Below are 20,810 nucleotides of genomic sequence, written 5' to 3'. Positions count from 1 at the left end.
TTTTTGCCAGGTCGGTCGCCGCGCGTTACCTGGAGATTGGCGGGAAAGAGGTCGAATTCGACCCGGAGTGGTATCAGGGCGTCTACATCACCGACATCGCCCGGGAGATATTCGAAGAAGAGGGCGCCGCGTGGATCGAAAGCGATGCGGCCGAGCGGGAGGCCCACTTCAAGGAGGTAGCTTACAGCCAGGTGCTTTCGCACCTTCAGCGGGTATTACACGATTTTGGCGTTGACTTTGATGTCTGGTTCTCCGAGCGGACGCTGCATGCGGCCGATGCCGAGGGTCGCACCGCAATTGAGCGGGCGATCTCACGACTCAGAGATGCGGGCTACGTTTACGACCTTGATGGGGCTGTGTGGTTCCGGTCAACGGATTTCGGAGACGACAAGGATCGTGTCCTCAAGAAATCTGATGGAGCCTACACGTATTTTGCGGCGGACGTCGCCTATCACGCGGACAAACTCGATAGAGGCTTCGACCGCATCATAAACATCTGGGGCGCCGATCATCATGGCTACGTTAAACGGATGCAGGCCACATTCACGGCGATGGGGCACGATGACAAGCTCGATGTGGTCATCGGCCAGCTAGTGAACTTGTACCGTGGGGGTCAGGTAGTGCGGATGTCCAAGCGCACAGGCGAGATGGTGACCTTCGAGGACCTGCTCTCTGACGTCGGCGGTGACGCGGCCAGATACTTTTTCCTGAGGCGCTCGACAGATCAGCCTCTCGACTTTGACATAGAGCTCGCCCAGAGCCAGAGCAGTGAAAATCCCGTCTACTATGTCCAGTACGCGCACGCCAGAATCTGCTCCATCCTCCGCAAAGGCGCGGCAGAAGATGATGCCGCTGTGGCTGAAGCCGGTATCGATGACCTCGCCGCCAGGATCATTCCACACGAAGCGCCGTTGCATCTGCTGGATTCGCCGGCAGAGCTTGCCTTGATGCGCAAGCTGATGGAGTTCGAAGAGGTCGTCGAGAGCGCAGCCAGCCAGCTCGCGCCGTTCAAGCTGACCCGCTATGCCGAGGAGCTGGCCTCGGCGTTTCACCAGTTCTATACAGTGTGTCGTGTTATCGATCCGGAAGAACCCGAGATGACGCATGCCCGTCTGTACGCTGTCGACGCCACCCGCATTGCGCTGGCAGGCGTTTTAGACCTGATCGGCGTGAGTGCGCCCGAAAGAATGTAGGAGGAGTTATCGATGGGAAAAACAGTATCACGTCCCCCGGCTGCCGCTGATCACAAGACAGGCCATGACCTGATGTCGGTACTTCCGATGACCGCCGAGATACGCGAAGGACACCTCTGGATCGGAGGCGTGGACACGGTAGAGCTGGCCAGGGAGGCCGGAACAGCGCTTTACGTCATGGACGAGACGACGATACGGCACCGGCTCGCCGAGTACATCAAGTGGACCAGGTATCACTGGCCTGAAGTGGATGTCGTGTACGCAGGCAAAGCGTTCATGTCCATTGCGATGCTGCGGATAGTCGCCGAGGAGGGCTGCTGCCTCGATGTTTCCAGCGGCGGAGAGCTGGCTTACGCCAGGCGCGCCAATTTCCCGATGGAGAATATTTACGTGCACGGCAACAACAAAACCCCGGAAGAGCTCATTGAGTGCCTTGAGGCCGGGGTAGGCCGGGTAGTTGTCGACAACTACGAGGAGATGGACCGACTGAGCGCGCTGGCCGTTGAGCGCGGTATGGTCCAAAAGGTGCTTGTACGTGTGACCCCCGGGGTCGCCGCTGACACCCACGATTTCATCATGACCGGTGCCGAGGACTCCAAATTCGGATTCGGGTTGAATCAGGGGCTCGCAATGGAGGCGGTCAAAAAGGCTGTCGCCTTGCCCGGTCTGGATTTCGATGGATTGCACATGCACATCGGCTCACAGATATTTGCGCTCCACAGCTTCGAAAAGGCGATAGAGGTTATCGTCGAATTTATGTGCGAGGTGCACGCTCAAACCGGCGTGAAAGTGAATCTGCTGGACGTTGGCGGCGGATTGGGAGTGGCTTACGGCGCCCCGGACGAGCCCTCGACGATCGAGGAGTTCGGCAAAGTAGTTGTTGACGGAATCAAGGAAGAGTGCGAAAAGCACGGAATCGACACGCCGAAAATGGCTGTTGAGCCTGGCCGCTCCATCGTCGCAAACGCTGGGGTGACGCTTTACACCGTTGGCTCGATCAAGGAGATCCCTGACATTCGGACTTATGTTGCTGTCGACGGCGGCATGTCGGACAACATCCGCACGTCACTTTATGGCGCACACTACGAGACTCTGATCGCGAACAAGGCCGATCAACCACGTAAGATGGTCGCTACCCTCGCGGGCAAGCACTGCGAGAGCGGAGACATTGTTGTAAACGACGCGCAGCTTCAGTGCCCCGAGGTCGGAGACGTGCTTTGCGTTTGCGCTACAGGGGCTTATTGCCAATCGATGAGCAGCAACTACAACAAGCAGGTTAGGCCCGGCGTAGTCTTTGTTCGCGACGGGCAGTGGCGTTGGTCGGTGCGACGCGAAACATATCAGGATCTCATGCGAACCGACGAAGGCTAGATCTCGGCGCTCGGCGACCTGTGGAAAGTGTGGATACTGTGGAAAAGTCAGAGCAGATTGCCACTTATCGCAACAGGCCGCCTTTGGTCAGGAAGCTAAAATTATTGCTTGCATATTGTGCGCGTACGTCTAATATTTGATTTGCGAGGTCGTTGCACAGTCCAAATGGGCCGAAGCCGCAAGGTGAGGGTTCGCTTGGAGGAATCAGCGGCCTCGTCCTTTTTTGTTGATTTTTCGAAATCGCCGCGGGCCATTACATTGGAGGGCATTAGGTGCGAACAGTCAGAGTTGGCCTGATAGGTCTTGGCACTGTTGGATCTGGTGTCGTTGAGATATTCAGCCGCCACAGGGAAGATTTTGCGCGCAGAGCCGGCGTAGATATCGAGCTGGTTCGATTCGCCGACAGGGACAGCTCAAGCGCCGCGCGACTCGGCCTTGCCGAGAGCTCTTTTACGACAGAGGCTGCCGAAATCGTCGATGATCCCGACATCGATATCGTGGTCGAGCTTATCGGCGGCACGGGTGTAGCCAGAGATATCGTGCTCGGTGCGCTTTCAAAGGGTAAATCAGTTGTTACCGCCAACAAGGCGTTGATGGCCACGCATGGCCAGGAGGTCATGGATGCCGCCGCCCTCAATGGGGTCGACGTTATGTTCGAGGCCAGCGTAGGCGGAGGTATCCCTATTATCTCGCCGCTGAAGCACTGCCTTGTTTCCAACGAGATCACCACCGTCATGGGGATCGTCAACGGCACCACCAACTACATTCTCACGCGCATGGCTATCGATGGAATGGATTACGACAGCGCGCTTGCCGAGGCCCAGGAGTTGGGTTTTGCTGAAAGCGATCCGACGGCTGATGTAGACGGGCATGATTCGGCGGCGAAGATCGCCATCTTGGCGAGCATCGCTTTCAACTCGCGCATTACCCTGGCCGAGGTTTCGGTCGAGGGCATACGCCGCATATCGTCTGCGGATATCGCAATCGCTCATGAGCGCGGCTACGCGATCAAGCTACTGGCGATCGCTCGTCGCATAGACGGCGCTATCGACATCCGGGTGCATCCGGCGATGATACCTCTCGGCCATCCACTGGCAAGCGTGAATGGGGTTTACAACGCGATCTACGTGATAGGCGATGCGGTAGGTGAGACGATGTTCTTCGGCGAGGGCGCGGGGTCGCTTCCGGCGGCCAGCGCAGTGGTAGGCGATATCATCGAGGTCGCCCGGCACATCCAGAGCGGCTGTCTTGGGGTCGTCGGCTGCACGTGTAACGAGCAGTTACCTTTGATAGACAGCGCCGAGCTGGACTTTAGCTACTATGTCCGGATGCGGGTGGCGGACAGGCCCGGGGTACTTGCGGCTGTGGCCGGAGCTTTTGGTGATAACGGCGTTTCTATCGGCTCTGTGATCCAGAAAACTGCCGATGAGAGTGGGGCCGAGATAGTTTACGTGACCCACAAGTCATCGGAGAGAGCCGTCCGGACCGCCCTTGAGCAGATTGATGCTCTCGACTGTGTTGTTAGGCTCGAGACCGTTTTGCGTCTCGAAGATCAGCAGTAGAATATGCCTGTCGTCACCGTCAGGATCCCAGCCACCTCGGCGAATCTTGGACCCGGGTTTGACGCGTTCGGCCTCGCGCTCGGGCTCTATCAGACTTTTTCGGCGGAGCCTGCGGATAGCTGGAGTGTCCATGTCCACGGCGAAGGCGCTCAGCGCTTTCCCCGGGATGGACGCAATCAGGTTGCCCGTGCGATGGCCGAGGTATTCGCGATTGCTCCCGACGCGCCGAAGGCTGCGCGGTTGACGTGCGACAATCAGATCCCGTCGAGTCAGGGACTTGGTTCCTCGGCGGCGGCGATCGTAGGTGGAGTCATGCTTGCGGATGCGCTCTGCGACGCTAGGCTCGGGAAGGACCGACTCTTCGAGATAGCCACAAGGATCGAGGGTCACCCGGACAATGTCGCTGCGGCGATATACGGCGGATTCACGATCGCGTGGAATGACGAATCCGGGCCGAGGTCAGCTCGGATCGAACCGGCTACCGGGATGGCGGTGATCGCAGTGGGTTCGGTAAACCCGCTCTCGACGCGGTCTGCGAGAAAGACGTTGCCTTCCGAGGTGCCTCATAGCGACGCCGCGTTCAACGTCGGCAGGGCCGGGCTGTTGGCGGCCGGCATAGCGCTCGGCAGGGCTGATTTGATCGATGCCGGATCCCACGACAGGCTACATGAGCCTTACCGCCGAGCTGACGTGCCTGATGTAGACGAGGTGGCAGGCGCGCTTCGAGAGGTCGGAGCGCAGGGCGCGGCACTCTCAGGATCCGGGTCCACGGTGATAGGCTTAGTGCTCGACGAAGACGATGATTCTGCTTTTCGCCGAGGCGCAGATGTGGCCAGCCGATTGGCGAATCTGCCGGATAACAGGCTGCCTCCACGCGTGCTTCGCATCGACCGAAGCGGCGCCTCGTTCATCCGCCGGTGAACATGCGTATTGACCTTAGCACCTGAAGTCGGCGAATATATGGCTACACTGAACACAGGATGCCCGGCTTTCTCGGGTAGACCGCACTCACAGAGGAACCTCCCATGAATCAATTAGTTCCGGAAGAGCAAATCACCTCGGTTACCGCAGAGGCGCCACGGAAGTCCTCTGCCTGGAAGTGGGCGGTAGGTGTTTTTGCCGTTCTCACGCTTGGCGCTATCGCTTGTTGTGGGGTGCTGGCGCTGTATATGACGTTTCCGCAGCCTACTACACAACAATCTTGGCTTCCAACCGGAGAGAACATCGCTCTTATTCACATCACAGGGTTTATAGCTGGCACAGGCAATGAGTTTGACGGAGTTGCTACGCCCGAGCGAGTCTTGGAGCAGCTCGATCAGGCTCTCGCTGATCCGACCGTACATGCGATCTTGCTTCGCATCGACTCCTCGGGAGGGACCGTGGCGGCTTCCCAGGAGATTGCCATGGAGGTTGCCAGAGCCTCGGAAGAAAAGCCTGTCGTGGTCAGCGTCGGGGATGTGGCTGCGAGCGGCGCCTACATGATAGCTGCTCAAGCCGACGAAATCGTGGCTAGTCCGACTTCGGCTATAGGTAGCATCGGTGTTATTGCCCAGGTTCCGAATATCGCCGGGCTTCTTGACAAGCTCGGTATAGAGTTCACGGTTTTGACCGCTGGCGATTACAAGGGTGCAGGCAGCCCGATTCGCTCTCTTACGCCTACGGAGACCGCTCTTATCCAGACCGAGGTAGATGTGGCGTATGACGAGTTCATTCGCGTAGTCGCCGAGGGTCGCGATATGACAGAGGATGAGGTCCGTGAGATGGCGACAGGTTTTGCCTGGTCCGCACTTCTGGCGAAGGATATGGGGCTTGTCGACAAGCTGGGCACCTATAACGACGCTGTCGATCGAGCCGCTGAGCTGGGAGGAATCGTGGGCGAGCCTGGAATTGTTACCTACGATGCGATGCAATACGACGCCCTGCTCGACCTGCTCCTGGGTGTCTCTGCTGCGCTGGAGGGCATCGGGTCTTTCCAGCAGATGCTCGCGCATCCTGGCGCACAGCCACTTCCCAGATAGTGTTAGCTGCAGTTACTCCGGTGGAGAGCCTATGAGTGCAACGAAGCCCGTTCGCATTATCCAAATCTCCGACCTGCACTGCGGGTCACGGTACCACATACCCTCCCTGGCTTCACGCGTAATCGACGAGCTCAACGAGGCCAAGCCGGACATGGTCGTCGTCACAGGAGACCTGACCGACGAGGGATTTCGTCAGGAGTTCAAGCAGGCGCATCGCCTGCTATCCCGGCTTGAGTGCCAGAACCGCATGGTTCTTCTCGGCAATCATGATGCGCGAAACGTGGGTGATGAGCATTTTGCCGAGTTCTTTGGGCCTCGGAGCCAGGAGCTTCGGCAGGGCTGTGTGAGAATGCTCGGGATCGACTCGAGTGAGCCGGATCTGGATGCTGGCCGAGTAGGCAGAAATCGCTACAGATGGATCGAGCAGCGCTTTTCTGACTCTGACGAGACCAAGATATTCGCGATGCACCATCACCTGGTGCCGGTTCCAAACACGGGACGCGAGCGAAACATCGTCTACGACGCGGGCGACGTCTTGAAAACCCTCTCACGGTGCGGCACGGATATTGTGCTCTGTGGTCACAAGCACGTTCCGAACATCTGGCGCCTGGAAGGCATGCTTATCGTCAACGCGGGCACCGCTTGTACGCATCGCCTCAGGGGTCGCGTGAGGCCCTGCTACAACATCATTGAGGTGCTCGACGGTTCCCGGGTCAGGATTCTGCTCAAGGAGCCCTACTCCGATCCGGTGCTTATGGCGGATTACCTGGCTCCCGAGAGGCGTCGATTCGGATGGCGGATTGAGGGCTCCGAGGACCTTCCTGCCGAGCAAGACGCAGTGGATGTGGAGACGCCAAGATGATGAGGGCCATAGCGCTCATCGACGGAGAACACTACCCCCCGGTTGTTCGCTTCGCTCTCGACGGCCTCAGGAGTGAGTACGAGGTACTGGCGGCTGTTTTTATCGGCGGCACCGAGAAGGTCGATTTCGAGAAGGGTGGCGATCTTTACGGTTTGCCGGTCGTGTTCGCGGACTCGCCTGAAGCAGGCTTGCGTGAAGCGATAAGAAGGTACGAGCCGGATGTCGCTATCGATCTCTCTGACGAGCCTGTGGTTTCAAGTGCGGACCGCTTCAAGCTGGCCGGCGTCGCGCTTTCGGGCGGGATCGAGTACCGTGGCGCGGACTTCAGCTTCAAGCCACCCGTATCGCGGCACACGACAAGGACTCCAACCCTGGGCCTGATCGGCACCGGAAAGAGGGTCGGCAAGACCGCAATCTCCGGGTATGTGGCTCGTGAGCTTACCGCTTCCGGGAGAGACATCTGCGTTTTGGCTATGGGCCGAGGAGGACCCGCCGAACCAGAGCTCATCTACGGGGAAAAAATCAGGTTGACCACCGAGGATCTGCTAGAACTTGCCAGAAAGGGAGTTCATGCGAGCAGTGACAACTACGAAGACGCGGTGATGAGCCGGGTCACTACGGTTGGCTGCAGGCGCTGCGGCGGCGGAATGGCAGGCGAGACTTTCTTCTCCAACGTCGTGGAGGGTGCGCAACTGGCAGACACACTGGGTAAAGAGCTCATATTCCTGGAGGGCTCAGGCGCAGCAATCCCGCCGGTGCATGCAGACGCGAACATTCTGGTGGTGGGAGCTGGCCGAGGAGTTACTTACGTACGCGATTATTTTGGGCCCTATAGGCTGGGCCTTGCCGATCTCGTCGTTATCGCAACAGCGGAAGACGCTCTGGTTTCTCCCTATGAGGTAGTGGGAATCCTCAAGGCAATCGAAGATATATCTCCCGGCATGCGCTCTATTGCGACCACATTTCGCCCAAAGCCCATCGAGTCGGTTGAGGGAGCCAGGGTGTTCTTCGCGACGACAGCGCCGCCTGAAGTTTTGCCGAATCTTGTCGCCCACCTGGAGTCGGTTCACGGATGCGAGGTAGTAGGCTTCAGCCCCCACCTGTCGAACAGGACTCTCCTTCGGCAGGACATGCGCGCTGCTGAAGGCAGATATGACCTGCTCTTGACCGAGCTCAAGGCTGCTGCCATAGATGTTGTAGCCGCCGTAGGTGAGGAAACCGGCGTACGTACGGTTCTCTGCGACAATGTGCCGATCCCTGTTGATCAAAGCATCAACCTCTCATCTGAGGTGCTAAGGGTTGCCGAGCTCGCCATCGATCGCGGCTTGCAAAGAAATGGATCCGGAGACGATGGCAGAGAATAAGAACATAGTGCTCTCGGACAAGCGCCATGGCTTGCCGTTTTCCAAGGGACTACTTGCGCAATCGTTCATGGCGACAGGACTCGGTCCGGCGAAGGCGTATGCGATAGCGCAAAGTGTGCAGGATGAGCTGACCGCATCAGGCGAGCTTTCAATCACGATGGAGAGGCTTAGGCAGCTGGCGCAAGATTACCTTGAGCGGCTGGCCGGAGAGCAGTACAAGCTCCGTTACCAGCAGCTACACGCCATTTCGAAGATGGACAAGCCGCTGATAGTCATGCTTGGCGGCACGACGGGGGTGGGGAAATCCACTATTGCAACACAGGTGGCCCACAGACTCGGAATTACCAGAATTGTATCTACGGATTCCATTAGGGAGGTAATGCGTGGTATCTTTACCAAAGACCTCATGCCAGCAATCCACGAAAGTGCGTTTAGCGCATGGCAAAGTCTGCGAGTTCCGGTACCACACGGCACCAACCCTGTGATCGTCGGGTTTCGTGAGCAGACAGCGGTAGTGACTACCGGAGTCAAGGCGCTTATTGAGCGCTCCGTACTCGAGGGAGATAGCCTGGTTCTTGAGGGCATACATCTCGTGCCTGGTTACATCGAGCCACGCTACTTCAGGAATGCTCGGGTCGTGCAGTTGGTGATCTCGGTGGAAGACGAAGATTCGCACCGCAGTCACTTTTACATTCGGGAAATTCAGACCGACGGGACACGTCCGTTTGAGCGGTACCGTTCAAATTTCGACAATATTCGATTGCTCGGATATTACATTGAGGATCTGGCTCGCGAGCACGGAACGCCCGTCCTCGCCAGCCATCAACTGGATTTGACCGTTGCCGATGTCCTCGAGCATGTCGTTCGGCTAGCGATAGAGGACGAATACGGCGCGCATCGGTAGGTCTGTCATTGGTGATCTACAAGTAGGAGGGAAGAGAAGTGAAGTTTTTCCTGGATACCGCCAATCTCGAAGAGATTAAGAAGGCGGCAAGCTGGGGAGTGTTGGCGGGAGTTACGACGAACCCGACACTTTACGCTCGCGAGGGCGGTGCGGTCGCGGACTTTCACGCGCACATCGTCAGGATATGCGAGATTGTCGAAGGTCCTGTCTCGGCTGAGGTTATTTCGCTGAATCGCGAAGAGATGGTTGCCGAGGGAGAGGCTCTTGCGGCCTTGCACCCCAATGTGGTTGTCAAGGTGCCGGTGACTCCCGAGGGATTGGCCGCCACGAGGGAGCTTTTCGCGCAAGGCATTGACGTCAACATGACGCTTTGCTTCACTGTGCCCCAGGCCCTGCTTGCGGCACGTGCGGGCGCCGCTTACGTATCGCCATTCATCGGCCGTTTCGATGACATCTCCGAGCACGGCGTAGAGCATCTGGCAAATATCGTGCAGGCTCTGGGCAACTATGACTTTGGGCACAAGGTGGAGGTCATCGCGGCTTCCGTCCGGCACCCCGAGCATGTGCTACAGGCGGCCCTTATCGGCGCCGATATAGCCACTGTGCCGATGGCAACTCTTGAGCGATGCGTTCAGCATCCACTTACCGATCGTGGAATCGCAGCATTCCTCGCTGACTGGGAGAAGGTTGGAAATTGATGAGCGCAAGACCTCGTAAACGCGGACGACGTGGTGGCCCCGGGCATCAGGCGGAACCACCCCGGCCATCTGTTACCAGGGCGGACCTGGAAGCTAAGACAGTAGCCGAGCTAAAGGCGCTGGCGACCGAGTTGTCGCTGGAGACCAAGTCTTTGAAGAAGAAGGCCGATTTTGTCGATGCCGTACTCGAGGCTTCGGTCAAGGTCGAGGGATTCGTAGAGATCAAGGGCGTCCTTGACGTAATGTCGGAGGGCTACGGGTTTATACGCACGAGCGGATATCTGCCGGGCGACACAGACGTCTACTGCTCGATGTCCCAGATCAGACGATCGGATCTGCGGCGTGGAGATATGATCTCAGGTCAGGTCAGACCGCCGAAGGACAACGAGAAGTACTCGGCGTTGCAGCGAGTAGATACAGTAAACGGTGTTCCGGTCGAGGAGTCGCGCTCTAGAAAGCGCTTCGGCGATCTAACCCCGATCTATCCAGATGAGCGCCTTCGCTTGGAGCATGGTCCGCAGTTCATAACCGCAAGGGTCATGGATCTCGTGGCTCCGATCGGCAAAGGACAGCGAGGACTCATCGTTTCGCCACCCAAGGCCGGTAAGACCACCGTGCTAAAGGACATCGCGGCTTCGATTACCGCGAATAATCCAGAGGTTTACCTGATGTGCCTTCTGGTTGACGAGCGCCCTGAAGAGGTAACTGACATGCAGCGCTCAATCAAGGGCGAGGTTGTTTCGTCTACCTTCGATATGCCTAGCGAGAACCATATTGCTGTGGCCGAGCTGCTTATGGAGCGCGCAAAGCGGCTCGTGGAGGCCGGCCAGAACGTTGTCATCTTGCTTGACTCGATAACCCGTCTGGCTCGTGCATACAACCTGGCGACTCCCGCTTCGGGCCGAATACTCTCGGGAGGCGTGGACTCTACAGCTCTCTATCCTCCGAAGCGGTTTTTCGGAGCCGCCCGCAACATCGAAAACGGCGGTTCGCTCACTATATTGGCCACAGCCTTGGTCGATACTGGATCGAAGATGGACGAGGTCATATTCGAGGAGTTCAAGGGCACAGGAAATATGGAGCTGCGGCTCGATCGCTCCATGGCTGACAGGCGCATCTTCCCCGCAATCGATGTCATCGCTTCCGGCACGAGAAAGGAAGAGATGCTTCTCGAGCCAGTCGAGGCGCCATTTGTTTGGGGCTTGCGACGCATACTTCACGGAGTGGACTCGCCGGAGCGCGCGATGGACATGCTGATCAAGGGATTGAAACAGACCAAGAGCAATCAGGAGTTTCTCTCCAAGATGGCCAAGAAAGCCGATGAGAAAAGGCATATGAGCGGCATCGAGCTCTAAGGTAAGGACTCCTCAGACGCAGGCCCCAGCGCGTAGCCTGGCTAGCCACCTGCCACAGGGATATTTGTGTCGACATATCGACTTCGCAGTGTTATTCTGCTTCGGCTGTTTGCATCCGGTCGGAAACCGGGTGCGCTTTTTGAAAGAGGTGACCTTCAGTGCGTCAAGGAATTCATCCTGAGTATACGACCGCTTTGGTTCGTTGCTCGTGCGGCGAGTCGTTCGAGACCCGTTCTACCAAGCCGGAATTGCACGTCGAGCTTTGCTCCTCGTGTCATCCGTTCTACACCGGCAAGCAGAAGTTTGTGGATACCGGTGGAAGGGTTCAGCGCTTCTCAAACAAGTTTGGCAATGCGGCATCCAGCGTATTGCAGAAGGAAGCGGCCGAGCGCGAAGCTCGTCAGAAGGCCGCGCAGGAGGCCCAGCTCAGTGCGAAGGCCGTGCGTGCGGGCAAAGAGGCCCAGCGGGCCGCCAAAGCTGCCCAGTTCGAGACCCGGTCGGCTGTCGATTCCGGCGAGGCCGATGCATCCGAGTCCGCTTCCACCGGCAAAGGCGCCGAATAGCTAGTGCTGGAAGGGCGTTTTGCGCATGGATGTGCGACTGCTGTTTCATACGGCTCAGCCTGAACGCGCGGTCGCAGCCGCAGCCCGTCTGTGCTATGCACCGGTAGGCGCCGCCGAACTACTCGACGAGATGACCGCCGAGGAAGTGAGGCGTGTGCTTCGCACGATCATGACCTCGGGTCACTACTCCGCTCTTGAGCACGCGAGCTATACAGTTGCGATTGAGGGGGTCAGCCGAGCGTTGACCCACCAGCTTGTCAGGCATCGCCTCGCCAGCTACAACCAGCAGTCGCAGCGCTACGTTTCATACAAGGACGAGCCAGTCTTCGTTGTTCCTCCGCAGGTAGAGGCAGACCCGGAAGCTCGCAAGGCGTTTCTCGGCCACTGTACTGCGGCTTTCAGGGCTTACAGGGACCTAATAGAGACCGGCGTTGCTCCGGAGGACGCCCGTTATCTGCTTCCAAACGCGATGGAAACCAAGATCGTTGTGACCATGAACATCCGGGAGCTGTTGCACTTCTTCGAGCTTCGATGCTGCAAGAGGGCACAGTGGGAGATTCGCGGGCTTGCGCTCCGGATGCTGGAGCTGGTCACACCTACAGCGCCCTATGTTTTTCTCGATGCGGGAGCTTCCTGCCGCCGCGGGAAGTGTCGTGAGGGTAAGATGAGCTGCGGCCAGCCGTATGAGAGAGTGCAAAGGGATGACTGAAGAACAGATACAGGGAAAAATCGCTCACACACACATCGGCGGCCAAGCGGTCATTGAGGGTGTGATGATGCGCGGCAAGAAGAATTGGGCGGTTGCGGTACGCGTGGCGGACGGGTCGATCCACGTCGAGGACCACGACCTCAAAACCGCTGTTGACGAGCATCGCTGGCTTGGGCGGCCGCTAATACGTGGAATCTGGGGCTTTTACGAAACCATGGTCCTGGCGATGAAGGCATTTCACGTTTCCAGCACTCTGGCCGGAGATACCGAAGAGGAGCGCCTGGATGTCAAGGAGATAGCTTTGGCTATGGCTCTTGGTATTGGAATGGCCATCGCACTGTTCGTGATAGTGCCGGCGGCGATCACCAACTGGGCGGTGGGTCCTATCACGGAGCGGACGTTTATCTGGAACTTTGTGGACGGCGTATTGCAGATAATCGCGTTTCTGATCTACATCGTCGTGATTAGCCGGATGCGCGAAATCCAGCGACTCTTTGGTTATCACGGGGCGGAGCACAAGACCATCCATGCCTATGAGAGAGGTCTTCCGCTCGATGCAACGATCATTCGGAATCATCCAACACAGCATGTCAGGTGTGGTACATCGTTTTTGCTGATGGTGATGATAGTCGCACTCTTCGTCTATTCTGTACTGCCGATGAGAGCGATCATCGAGTTCGTTGGGGTGGAGGGTCGCTTCCTCGAGCTGTTCGTAACCATCGTCGTGCGTCTTATGTTTCTGCCGTTGATCGCCGGTGCAGCGTATGAGGTGATCAAGTGGGCGGGGAATCACTCCGGGCACCCTATCGTTCAGGTGCTGATGGCCCCGGGGCTATTGTTGCAGCGTCTGACAACACGTGAGCCCGACGAGGAGATGATCGAGGTGGCAGTGGCAGCCATGGAGCGGGTGATCGCGCGCGAAAAGGGGCTTGCGGCTTGACATCGCTGATCGATCGCCTCAAACCAAGGGCAAGCGCCCGCGCTCAGCTGGTGATGGCCATGGCTGTATGGACCAGCGCAGCCCTGATTTTGGGAGCGCGCGGCGTTTATTGGGTACCCCTAGAGATCAAGTGGCTGCCGTGGGTGATCATCGCTGCCGCTCTCGGCTGGCTCAAGTCGGGACTCCTCCTGGAGCCAGTGGCCCGACGTATAGCTTCGCGTATCATTGAGCGGGGTCGCGACCGGTGCGCCGGTGGGTTTTTCGCGTGGCAATCCTGGTTGATGGTGTTGACGATGGTGGCAGCTGGGCATGCCCTGAGATTGACAGCGATATCTCGCCCAATCTTGGGGTTGGTGTATATATTGATTTCAGTGGCGTTGATCTTCGCGATCAGAGTTTACTGGCAAGCGATTCGAGCCGAGTAGAAGGATCCATGATATATGCTTGAGAGATTGGAACAGATAGTACAAAGCTTTTCGGAGCTCACAGAGCGCCTGAGCAGCCCGGAGGTTACTTCGGACCAGAAGGAGTATGCGCGGTTGGCCAAGGAGCACAGGTCGCTGCTGCCATTGGCCGAGAAATCCACGGAATACTTGGAGAATCTCAATAGGCTGGCGCAGGCAAAAGACGTGTTGGCCACAGAAAGCGATGTCGAAATCAAGGAGATGGCGTCCGAGGAGATCGGCATGATCGAAGATGCCCTTCCCGCGCTCGAAGATGAGCTCAAGGTTATGTTGCTTCCAGGTGACCCCGATGACGAGAAGGACATCATCGTGGAGATTCGCGCCGGTGCCGGCGGCGACGAGGCGGCCATCTTCGCGGGAGACCTTTACAGGATGTACACCCGCTACGCCGAGGCTCAACGTTGGGCTGTCGAGGAGATCGACGCAAGCGTAAGTGATACGGGGGGCTTCAAGGACGTCTCCTTCCGCATACGTGGCGATCGGGTTTACTCGAAGATGAAATTCGAGTCCGGAGTTCACAGGGTGCAAAGAGTGCCCGCGACCGAGTCCCAGGGGCGTATACACACCTCGACAGCCACAGTCGCGGTGCTCCCGGAGGCCGAAGATGTTGAGATTGAGATCAACGCCAGCGATCTGCGTATAGATGTGTATCGAAGCAGCGGTCCGGGCGGACAGTCCGTCAACACCACGGATTCGGCGGTTCGCATCACACATCTGCCCTCCGGCCTTGTCGTGCAATCCCAAAACCAGAAGTCGCAGCTACAAAATCGTGAGGCTGCGATGAGGGTACTCCGCGCGCGTTTGCATCAGGCCGAAGTCGAGAGGCAGCACGAGGAGTTGGGCACCAGGCGCAGAAGCCAGATCGGCTCGGGCGACAGATCCGAGAAGATTCGTACGTATAACTACCCTCAGGATCGCATTACCGACCATCGCATCGGGCTGACTGTGCATAACATCCCCGCGGTCATGGCCGGGGAGATCGAGCAGCTGGTCGGCAACCTCGTAGCGGCCGATCGAGCCGAGCGGCTTTCGGGAGTCGGCTAGCCTATGGTGGTGGCGTCGTGGTAACGGCAGATCAGCCGTGGACTCTAAAGGCGGCCCTCGATTGGATTGTGGATTTCCTCGCCGATAAAGGTGACGCAACCCCGCGTCGTAGTGCCGAGTGGATAATGTCGGCCGTGACCAACCTCTCGCGCCTTGAGCTGTACGCGTATTTTGACAGGCCGCTAACTATGGAGGAGAGATCGGCGCTGCGCACTGCCGTCAGAGAGAGGGCAGAGGGAAAGCCGCTTCAATATGTGACCGGTGAGATGCCTTTTCGGCGCATAGTCCTGAAAGTGGAGAGCGGCATATTTGTTCCTCGGCCGGAAACAGAGATACTCGTCGAGGAAGCGCTCGAGTTCTTGAGGTTGAATGGGGGCGATTCTCCAGTTGTGATTGACCTGTGCACGGGATCGGGATGCGTTGGCTGCTCGGTGGCGCACGAGCTACCGCAGGCTTCGGTCTTCGCTGTCGATATATCGCAGGATGCAGTTCGGGTCGCGCGTGAGAACGCAACTCGTCTCGGCCTGGCCGATAGGGTCGAGGTCTTTCTCGGCGACCTTACGCAGCCGCTGCCTAAATCTTTGGAGGGCAGGGTGGATGTAATACTGGCGAATCCTCCATACATTCCGACCCTGGATCTGCCGCACTTGCCAGGGGAGGTGCGGGAGTTCGAGCCCGCACTGGCGCTGGATGGCGGGAGCGACGGCCTTGTCGTGGCGCGGCGCATTATCGCCGAATCACTCAGTTGGTTGCGTCCAGGCGGACTGCTCGCGATGGAGCTTGATGAGGGAAGGGTCAAAGAGGCTATCTGCGCTATGGATAAATACTACGAAGAGAGTAGAATTCGAAGTGACCTCGCCGGGCGTGATCGTATAGCGGTCGGCTTTCTTCGGCGGGATGTGGACTCAAAGGCAGGCGACGAACGGAGGCGATTGTCATGAGCAAGGTTTTTCGCGTAGACCCGGAGAATCCTTCGGCGGAGATAATGAATCTCGCCGCTTCGGTACTCAGAGGCGGCGGGATTGTTGTTTTTCCGACCGAAACTGTTTACGGGATTGGCGCTTTGGCGCACTCGTGCTTCGGGCCACATGAGATTTTCGATATCAAGGTTCGTCCGCTCGACAAGTTTCTGCCTTGGCTGGTCGAGAACGACGATGCACTGCTGGACACCTACGGTATAGATGTGCCCGATTACGCACACGTTCTTGCGAAAACGTTTTGGCCCGGCGCTTTGACGCTGGTTGTGAAAGCCTCCGATAGAGTAGGTAAGGATTTTCGCGCTGCCGACGGCACCGTGGCGCTCAGGAGCCCTGATCACAAGGTGGTCATGGACTTGATACAGGCTTCAGGCGGCCCGCTCATCGCCACGAGCGCGAACACGAGCGGTGTGCCGGCCCCTCATGATTTCGACGCGATCGAGGAGAGGATAATCGCGGCGGCCGACATTGTTTTAGATGGCGGCGAGACGTTGCACCAGCAGCCCTCCACTACAGTTGATTGCACCGGCCCGACTCCAGTCATCTTGCGTGAGGGAGCGATCGCCGCCGAGCAGATCGAATCAGTTTTGCAAGCCGGAGGGGTGGCCGAGTGATGCGGGTGGCGATAGGTAGCGATCATGCGGGCTTCGACCAGAAGGAGCGTCTGAAGGGGCGTCTCGAGGCCAAAGGTTACGAAATCGTGGATTTCGGAACTGATTCCGCCGAGGAGTCTGTGGACTATCCGGACTTTGCCGAGCTGGTCGCTGACGCTGTGGCCGCTGGCGCTGTCGATAGGGGAGTTCTTGTTTGCGGCACCGGCATCGGTATGGCGATGGCAGCCAACAAAATCGACGGAGTCCGGGCCGCTAATGTGACTGACCCGGCGCTTGCGCGCCTGGCCAGAGAACACAATAACGCAAACGTGATCGCGCTATCCGGCCGTTTTGTCTCCGAGAAGACCAACGAGGAGATAGTCGATGCGTTTCTCGGCACGGATTTTCTTGGCGATCGTCACACCCGGCGAGTCGAAAAGATTGATAGACTTCACGGGAGCGCTCGATGAGCGTAAGCCGCAATACAGGTGGACGTTACTTGAAGAATTGGAGTAATAGCGAATGACATTGAGGTATATTGCCGCTCAGGATCCGGAGGTAGCCGCCGCAATCGAAGGTGAGCTTGCCAGGCAACGCGGGACGATCGAGTTGATCGCCAGTGAGAACTTCGTTTCGATGGCTGTACTCGAAGCCGCGGGCACGGTTCTTACCAACAAGTACGCTGAAGGCTTGCCGGGCAGACGCTACTACGGAGGCTGCGAGGAGGTTGACATCGTAGAGACCCTCGCCCGCGATAGGGCGATGGCATTGTTCGGGGCCGAGCACGCCAACGTTCAGCCGCACGCCGGTGCGCAGGCAAATCTCGCCGCTTTCTATGCATTTCTCAATCCCGGAGACACTGTATTGGGTATGAACCTCGCAATGGGAGGTCACCTGACCCACGGATCCAAAGTCAACTTTTCCGGCAAGTGGTTCAATGTGGCGCCCTACGGATTGCTTCCGGAAAGTGAGACCATAGACTACGGCGAGGTGGAGCGCCTCGCCAGGCAACACAAGCCCAGGATGATAATCGCCGGTGCCAGCGCCTACCCCAGGGTTATCGATTTTGAGCGCTTTGCTTCGATCGCGCACAGCGTCGGCGCGGTGCTGATGGTCGATATGGCGCACATCGCGGGGCTGGTCGCCACAGGAGCCCATCCGTCACCGGTTCCACACGCAGATGTCGTGACGTCAACCTCGCACAAGACGTTGCGTGGCCCACGCGCAGGGTTCATCCTGTGCAAGGAGGAGCATGCCGCGATCATCGACAAGGCGGTATTCCCGGGACTGCAAGGTGGCCCACTCGAGCACATCATCGCGGCCAAGGCCGTTGCTTTTAGAGAAGCCATGCAGCCAGAGTTCAAGCGCTACATTGAGCAGGTTGTCGTCAACGCGCGCGCTATGGGCGAGGCGATGGCGGCTGGAGGACTTAGGCTTGTCAGCGGCGGGACCGACAACCACCTGCTCCTGGTAGACCTTCGTCCCGCGTCGATCACAGGCAAAGACGCCGAGGCCCTGCTGGAAGAGGTCGGGTTCACGGTGAACAAGAACGCGATCCCTAACGATCCGGAAAGCCCGTTCGTCACCAGTGGTATACGCGTGGGTTCAGCGGCTATGACGACTCGTGGTTTCTCGGAAGACGAGGCTCGTATCGTCGGGCGGTTGATCGCGGCCACAATCTTCGAGCGTGAAAACCCGGTTCGCCTTGCCGAGGTCTCGGAGCAGGTAAAACAGTTGTTGGCGGCACACCCCCTTTATCCGGAGTTGTGAGCTTCGATTCCGGCCGGCCGAAAAGATCGATCAGAGATGCGAAGTTGAGGAGCTTGTATGGGTCCAAAGATCGCGAACCATCCGAATGTCTTTGTGCTCGATCACCCTCTGATTCAGCACAAGCTGACGATACTGAGGGATGAGGACACCGGCGCCAAGGAGTTTCGCGAGCTTGTGAAGGAGCTGTCTCTGCTCATCACTTTCGAGGCCACCCGGAACTTTCATCTTGCCGAGACAACTGTAAAAACACCTGTCGCCGAGACGACGAGCTATGTGCTCGTCGGGAAAAAGGTCGCGGTGATCCCGATACTTCGCGCCGGCCTCGGCATGGTAGAAGCGGTCCTGGAGCTTATACCCGCTGCCAAAGTCGGGCATATCGGCTTATATCGCGACCCTGAGACTCTGGCGCCGGTCGAGTATTACTGCAAGCTGCCGGAAGATATCGGCGAACGCGATATCCTGATTGTCGATCCGATGCTGGCTACGGGCGGATCCGCCTCGGCAGCTGTCAAGTTCCTAAGGGGAAAAGGCGCACGCGAGATCAATCTGATCTGCCTGATCGCCGCCCCAGAAGGGATCGAAGAGGTCGTGAACTCGTGCGAGAACGTCAAGGTGTATGTCGCCGCAATCGACAGTCATCTCAACGAGCACGGCTACATCGTTCCGGGCTTAGGTGACGCTGGCGATCGCATGTTCGGAACCAAGTGACAAGCGCCTAGGAGGCCTTTTGCCGATGACCCGTCCGTCGTGGGATGAATACTTCATGGGGATTGCCACCCAAGCTTCGTTGCGTTCAACGTGCCTGAGGCGCCGCACTGGAGCGGTGCTCGTCAAGGAAAAACGCATCCTTGCGACGGGCTACAATGGGCCACCGGCTGGAGTTGCCCACTGCGAACAGGCTGGCTGTATCCGCGCTGAACGTGAGATCGCCAGCGGTCAAAATCACGAGCTTTGCCGAGGGATACACGCCGAGCAAAACGGCGTCATACAAGCCGCGCGATATGGCATCCCGATCGAAGGTGCCATCTTGTACTCAACCCACCAGCCATGTGTGCTGTGTGCGAAGATTCTGGTAAACGCCGGTGTTGCCGAGATAGTTTTTCGCGAGCCCTACCCCGATGATCTTTCGGTTGAGATGCTCGACGAGGCTGGCGTGCGAATGCGTGTTGTTGCCGAAGAGGGCAGTGAGCAAGCTTGAACCTCATGCACTACATGATCATTCTTGCGGTTTCAGCAGTCGTTACCTTGGTGGCAACGCCGCTTGTGAGGTCTGCCTCCCTGCGCCTGGGGTTAGTTGATGTGCCGTGCGGGCGCAAGGTGCACACGAAACATATATCGCGGCTGGGGGGAGTTGCAATCTTTGCCGGATTTTCGGCAGCGATCGCGCTTCAGCTTGCAGGTGAAGTATGGTTCGGCTGGCCACAGTTGATTCTGGCCCAGGGCTTTCAAGTTTTTGGAGTGCTCGGCGGCTTGCTCGCGATCTTCATTATTGGAGTTATCGATGACGTCGTCGGTCTCAGCCCCGCATACAAGCTTCTTGGGCAGGCCTTTGCCGCAAGTATCGTTATCGCGGCGGGCGTAAGGATTGATTTTATAGGTAACCCAGCCGGCGGGGGACTCATCGCGTTAGGGCTTCTCGGCGTTCCGCTCACGCTTGTGTATATTGTGGGATTCACCAATGTCATCAACCTGATCGATGGATTGGACGGCCTGGCCGCCGGGGTCTCGGCTATAGGCGCAATCAGCTTTCTGGTGATTGCGATTCACACCAATCAGTTCGCCGCCGCTGCCTTGGCCGCTGCTTTGATCGGAGCATGTATAGGATTCCTTCGCTACAACTTCAATCCCGCGAGCATCTTTATGGGAGACTCCGGGGCGATGTTTCTCGGCCTGGCGCTCGCCGGAATCTCTATTTTGGGAGTGATGAAGTCGGTCGCTGCGATAGCGTTGGCGGTTCCCCTGCTCATCATCGGTGTGCCGATATTCGATACGATTGTTGCTATCATTCGCCGGATCAGACATCAAAGGCCTATTCAGGAAGCGGATAGGGGACACATTCATCACCGGTTACTTGGTCGGGGTTTTGATCAGAGGCAAACGGTGCTCATTATCTATCTGTGGTCCGCCGCTCTAGCGGTGGGGGGTTATGCCATGCTCTATGCGCCTACCGCAATCAAGCTTGCAACCTTTTTGCTGCTAGCTACTCTTTCTGGAGTTATGGCCTATTGGCTCGGACTTTTTGAGGCTGCTCACCACCACGTTGAGGATGAGTCTTTCGAGGAGAAGGGGGCCGCGGACTGACCATGAAATGCTTATCTCAGGTATGGTCTTGCACCGCGGTGAGAAATTTGTGAGACTGTCCCTTGTTCGCGGTGAGTACTTAATGTACGATTATCCCGCTTTCATCGACCCGCTGATGGCTA

At 57.8% G+C, this 20,810-nt stretch carries 22 protein-coding genes; all 22 read left to right on the top strand.

Features of this window, described 5'->3' with window-relative positions:
- Positions 1-1,193, top strand: a 1,193-nt coding sequence (locus KGZ89_03490) for an arginine--tRNA ligase (GenBank protein ID MBS3973913.1), incomplete at its 5' end; no start/stop codon positions are given.
- A 12-nt stretch (positions 1,194-1,205) separates the two neighbouring features.
- The gene (gene lysA, locus KGZ89_03485) at positions 1,206-2,564 is read left to right on the top strand and encodes a diaminopimelate decarboxylase (protein MBS3973912.1); all 1,359 of its coding nucleotides are present in this window, start codon (positions 1,206-1,208) and stop codon (positions 2,562-2,564) included.
- A gap of 272 nt (positions 2,565-2,836) precedes the next feature.
- Entirely contained in the window at positions 2,837-4,126 is a 1,290-nt protein-coding gene (locus KGZ89_03480; protein MBS3973911.1) for a homoserine dehydrogenase, read from the top strand.
- A gap of 3 nt (positions 4,127-4,129) precedes the next feature.
- Positions 4,130-5,047: a homoserine kinase gene (gene thrB / locus KGZ89_03475; GenBank protein ID MBS3973910.1), complete on the top strand. Its 918-nt coding sequence runs from the start codon at positions 4,130-4,132 to the stop codon at positions 5,045-5,047.
- Between the two features lie 104 nt (positions 5,048-5,151).
- Positions 5,152-6,144: a signal peptide peptidase SppA gene (sppA, locus tag KGZ89_03470; GenBank protein ID MBS3973909.1), complete on the top strand. Its 993-nt coding sequence runs from the start codon at positions 5,152-5,154 to the stop codon at positions 6,142-6,144.
- 31 nt (positions 6,145-6,175) lie between these two features.
- On the top strand, positions 6,176-7,006 hold the full coding sequence (locus KGZ89_03465) for a metallophosphoesterase (GenBank protein MBS3973908.1): 831 nt from the start codon (positions 6,176-6,178) through the stop codon (positions 7,004-7,006).
- On the top strand, positions 7,003-8,370 hold the full coding sequence (locus KGZ89_03460; GenBank protein ID MBS3973907.1) for a 2,3-diphosphoglycerate synthetase: 1,368 nt from the start codon (positions 7,003-7,005) through the stop codon (positions 8,368-8,370). Before KGZ89_03465 ends, KGZ89_03460 begins: the two co-directional genes overlap by 4 nt.
- Positions 8,357-9,274, top strand: coding sequence for a hypothetical protein (locus KGZ89_03455; protein ID MBS3973906.1), 918 nt, complete (start codon positions 8,357-8,359; stop codon positions 9,272-9,274). The genes KGZ89_03460 and KGZ89_03455 overlap by 14 nt, the downstream gene beginning before the upstream one ends.
- A 38-nt stretch (positions 9,275-9,312) precedes the next feature.
- Positions 9,313-9,972, top strand: coding sequence for a fructose-6-phosphate aldolase (gene fsa, locus KGZ89_03450; protein ID MBS3973905.1), 660 nt, complete (start codon positions 9,313-9,315; stop codon positions 9,970-9,972).
- The gene (gene rho, locus KGZ89_03445; protein MBS3973904.1) at positions 9,972-11,327 is read left to right on the top strand and encodes a transcription termination factor Rho; all 1,356 of its coding nucleotides are present in this window, start codon (positions 9,972-9,974) and stop codon (positions 11,325-11,327) included. Before fsa ends, rho begins: the two co-directional genes overlap by 1 nt.
- 158 nt (positions 11,328-11,485) lie before the next feature.
- Positions 11,486-11,890, top strand: a complete 405-nt coding sequence (rpmE, locus tag KGZ89_03440) for a 50S ribosomal protein L31 (protein MBS3973903.1) — start codon at positions 11,486-11,488, stop codon at positions 11,888-11,890.
- Positions 11,891-11,915: 25 nt separating this feature from the next.
- Positions 11,916-12,599 (top strand): FAD-dependent thymidylate synthase, encoded by a 684-nt coding sequence (locus KGZ89_03435; GenBank protein ID MBS3973902.1) that lies wholly within the window; start codon positions 11,916-11,918, stop codon positions 12,597-12,599.
- Positions 12,592-13,539: a DUF1385 domain-containing protein gene (locus KGZ89_03430; GenBank protein MBS3973901.1), complete on the top strand. Its 948-nt coding sequence runs from the start codon at positions 12,592-12,594 to the stop codon at positions 13,537-13,539. Before KGZ89_03435 ends, KGZ89_03430 begins: the two co-directional genes overlap by 8 nt.
- Complete coding sequence (locus KGZ89_03425) at positions 13,536-13,964, top strand: hypothetical protein (GenBank protein MBS3973900.1); 429 nt, start codon at positions 13,536-13,538, stop codon at positions 13,962-13,964. The genes KGZ89_03430 and KGZ89_03425 overlap by 4 nt, the downstream gene beginning before the upstream one ends.
- A gap of 15 nt (positions 13,965-13,979) precedes the next feature.
- A complete protein-coding gene (prfA, locus tag KGZ89_03420; protein ID MBS3973899.1) occupies positions 13,980-15,047 on the top strand; it encodes a peptide chain release factor 1 in 1,068 nt (355 codons plus the stop codon).
- Between the two features lie 17 nt (positions 15,048-15,064).
- A complete protein-coding gene (gene prmC / locus KGZ89_03415) occupies positions 15,065-15,988 on the top strand; it encodes a peptide chain release factor N(5)-glutamine methyltransferase (GenBank protein MBS3973898.1) in 924 nt (307 codons plus the stop codon).
- Positions 15,985-16,638, top strand: a complete 654-nt coding sequence (locus KGZ89_03410; GenBank protein ID MBS3973897.1) for a threonylcarbamoyl-AMP synthase — start codon at positions 15,985-15,987, stop codon at positions 16,636-16,638. The genes prmC and KGZ89_03410 overlap by 4 nt, the downstream gene beginning before the upstream one ends.
- Positions 16,638-17,087 carry a ribose 5-phosphate isomerase B gene (gene rpiB, locus KGZ89_03405; GenBank protein MBS3973896.1) on the top strand — a complete coding sequence of 150 codons (450 nt, stop codon included), beginning with the start codon at positions 16,638-16,640 and terminating at the stop codon, positions 17,085-17,087. Before KGZ89_03410 ends, rpiB begins: the two co-directional genes overlap by 1 nt.
- A gap of 52 nt (positions 17,088-17,139) precedes the next feature.
- Complete coding sequence (locus KGZ89_03400) at positions 17,140-18,387, top strand: serine hydroxymethyltransferase (protein ID MBS3973895.1); 1,248 nt, start codon at positions 17,140-17,142, stop codon at positions 18,385-18,387.
- Positions 18,388-18,444: 57 nt separating this feature from the next.
- Positions 18,445-19,095 carry a uracil phosphoribosyltransferase gene (upp, locus tag KGZ89_03395; protein MBS3973894.1) on the top strand — a complete coding sequence of 217 codons (651 nt, stop codon included), beginning with the start codon at positions 18,445-18,447 and terminating at the stop codon, positions 19,093-19,095.
- 25 nt (positions 19,096-19,120) lie between these two features.
- Positions 19,121-19,585: a cytidine/deoxycytidylate deaminase family protein gene (locus tag KGZ89_03390; protein MBS3973893.1), complete on the top strand. Its 465-nt coding sequence runs from the start codon at positions 19,121-19,123 to the stop codon at positions 19,583-19,585.
- Complete coding sequence (locus KGZ89_03385) at positions 19,582-20,688, top strand: undecaprenyl/decaprenyl-phosphate alpha-N-acetylglucosaminyl 1-phosphate transferase (protein MBS3973892.1); 1,107 nt, start codon at positions 19,582-19,584, stop codon at positions 20,686-20,688. Before KGZ89_03390 ends, KGZ89_03385 begins: the two co-directional genes overlap by 4 nt.
- Positions 20,689-20,810: the final 122 nt, after the last annotated feature.

It is taken from the genome of Actinomycetota bacterium (assembly GCA_018334075.1).
Classification (GTDB): Bacteria; Actinomycetota; Coriobacteriia; order Anaerosomatales; family UBA912; genus JAGXSC01.
The sequence above is the reverse complement of the archived record's forward strand: the minus strand, read 5'-3'. Positions and strand labels throughout refer to the sequence as shown.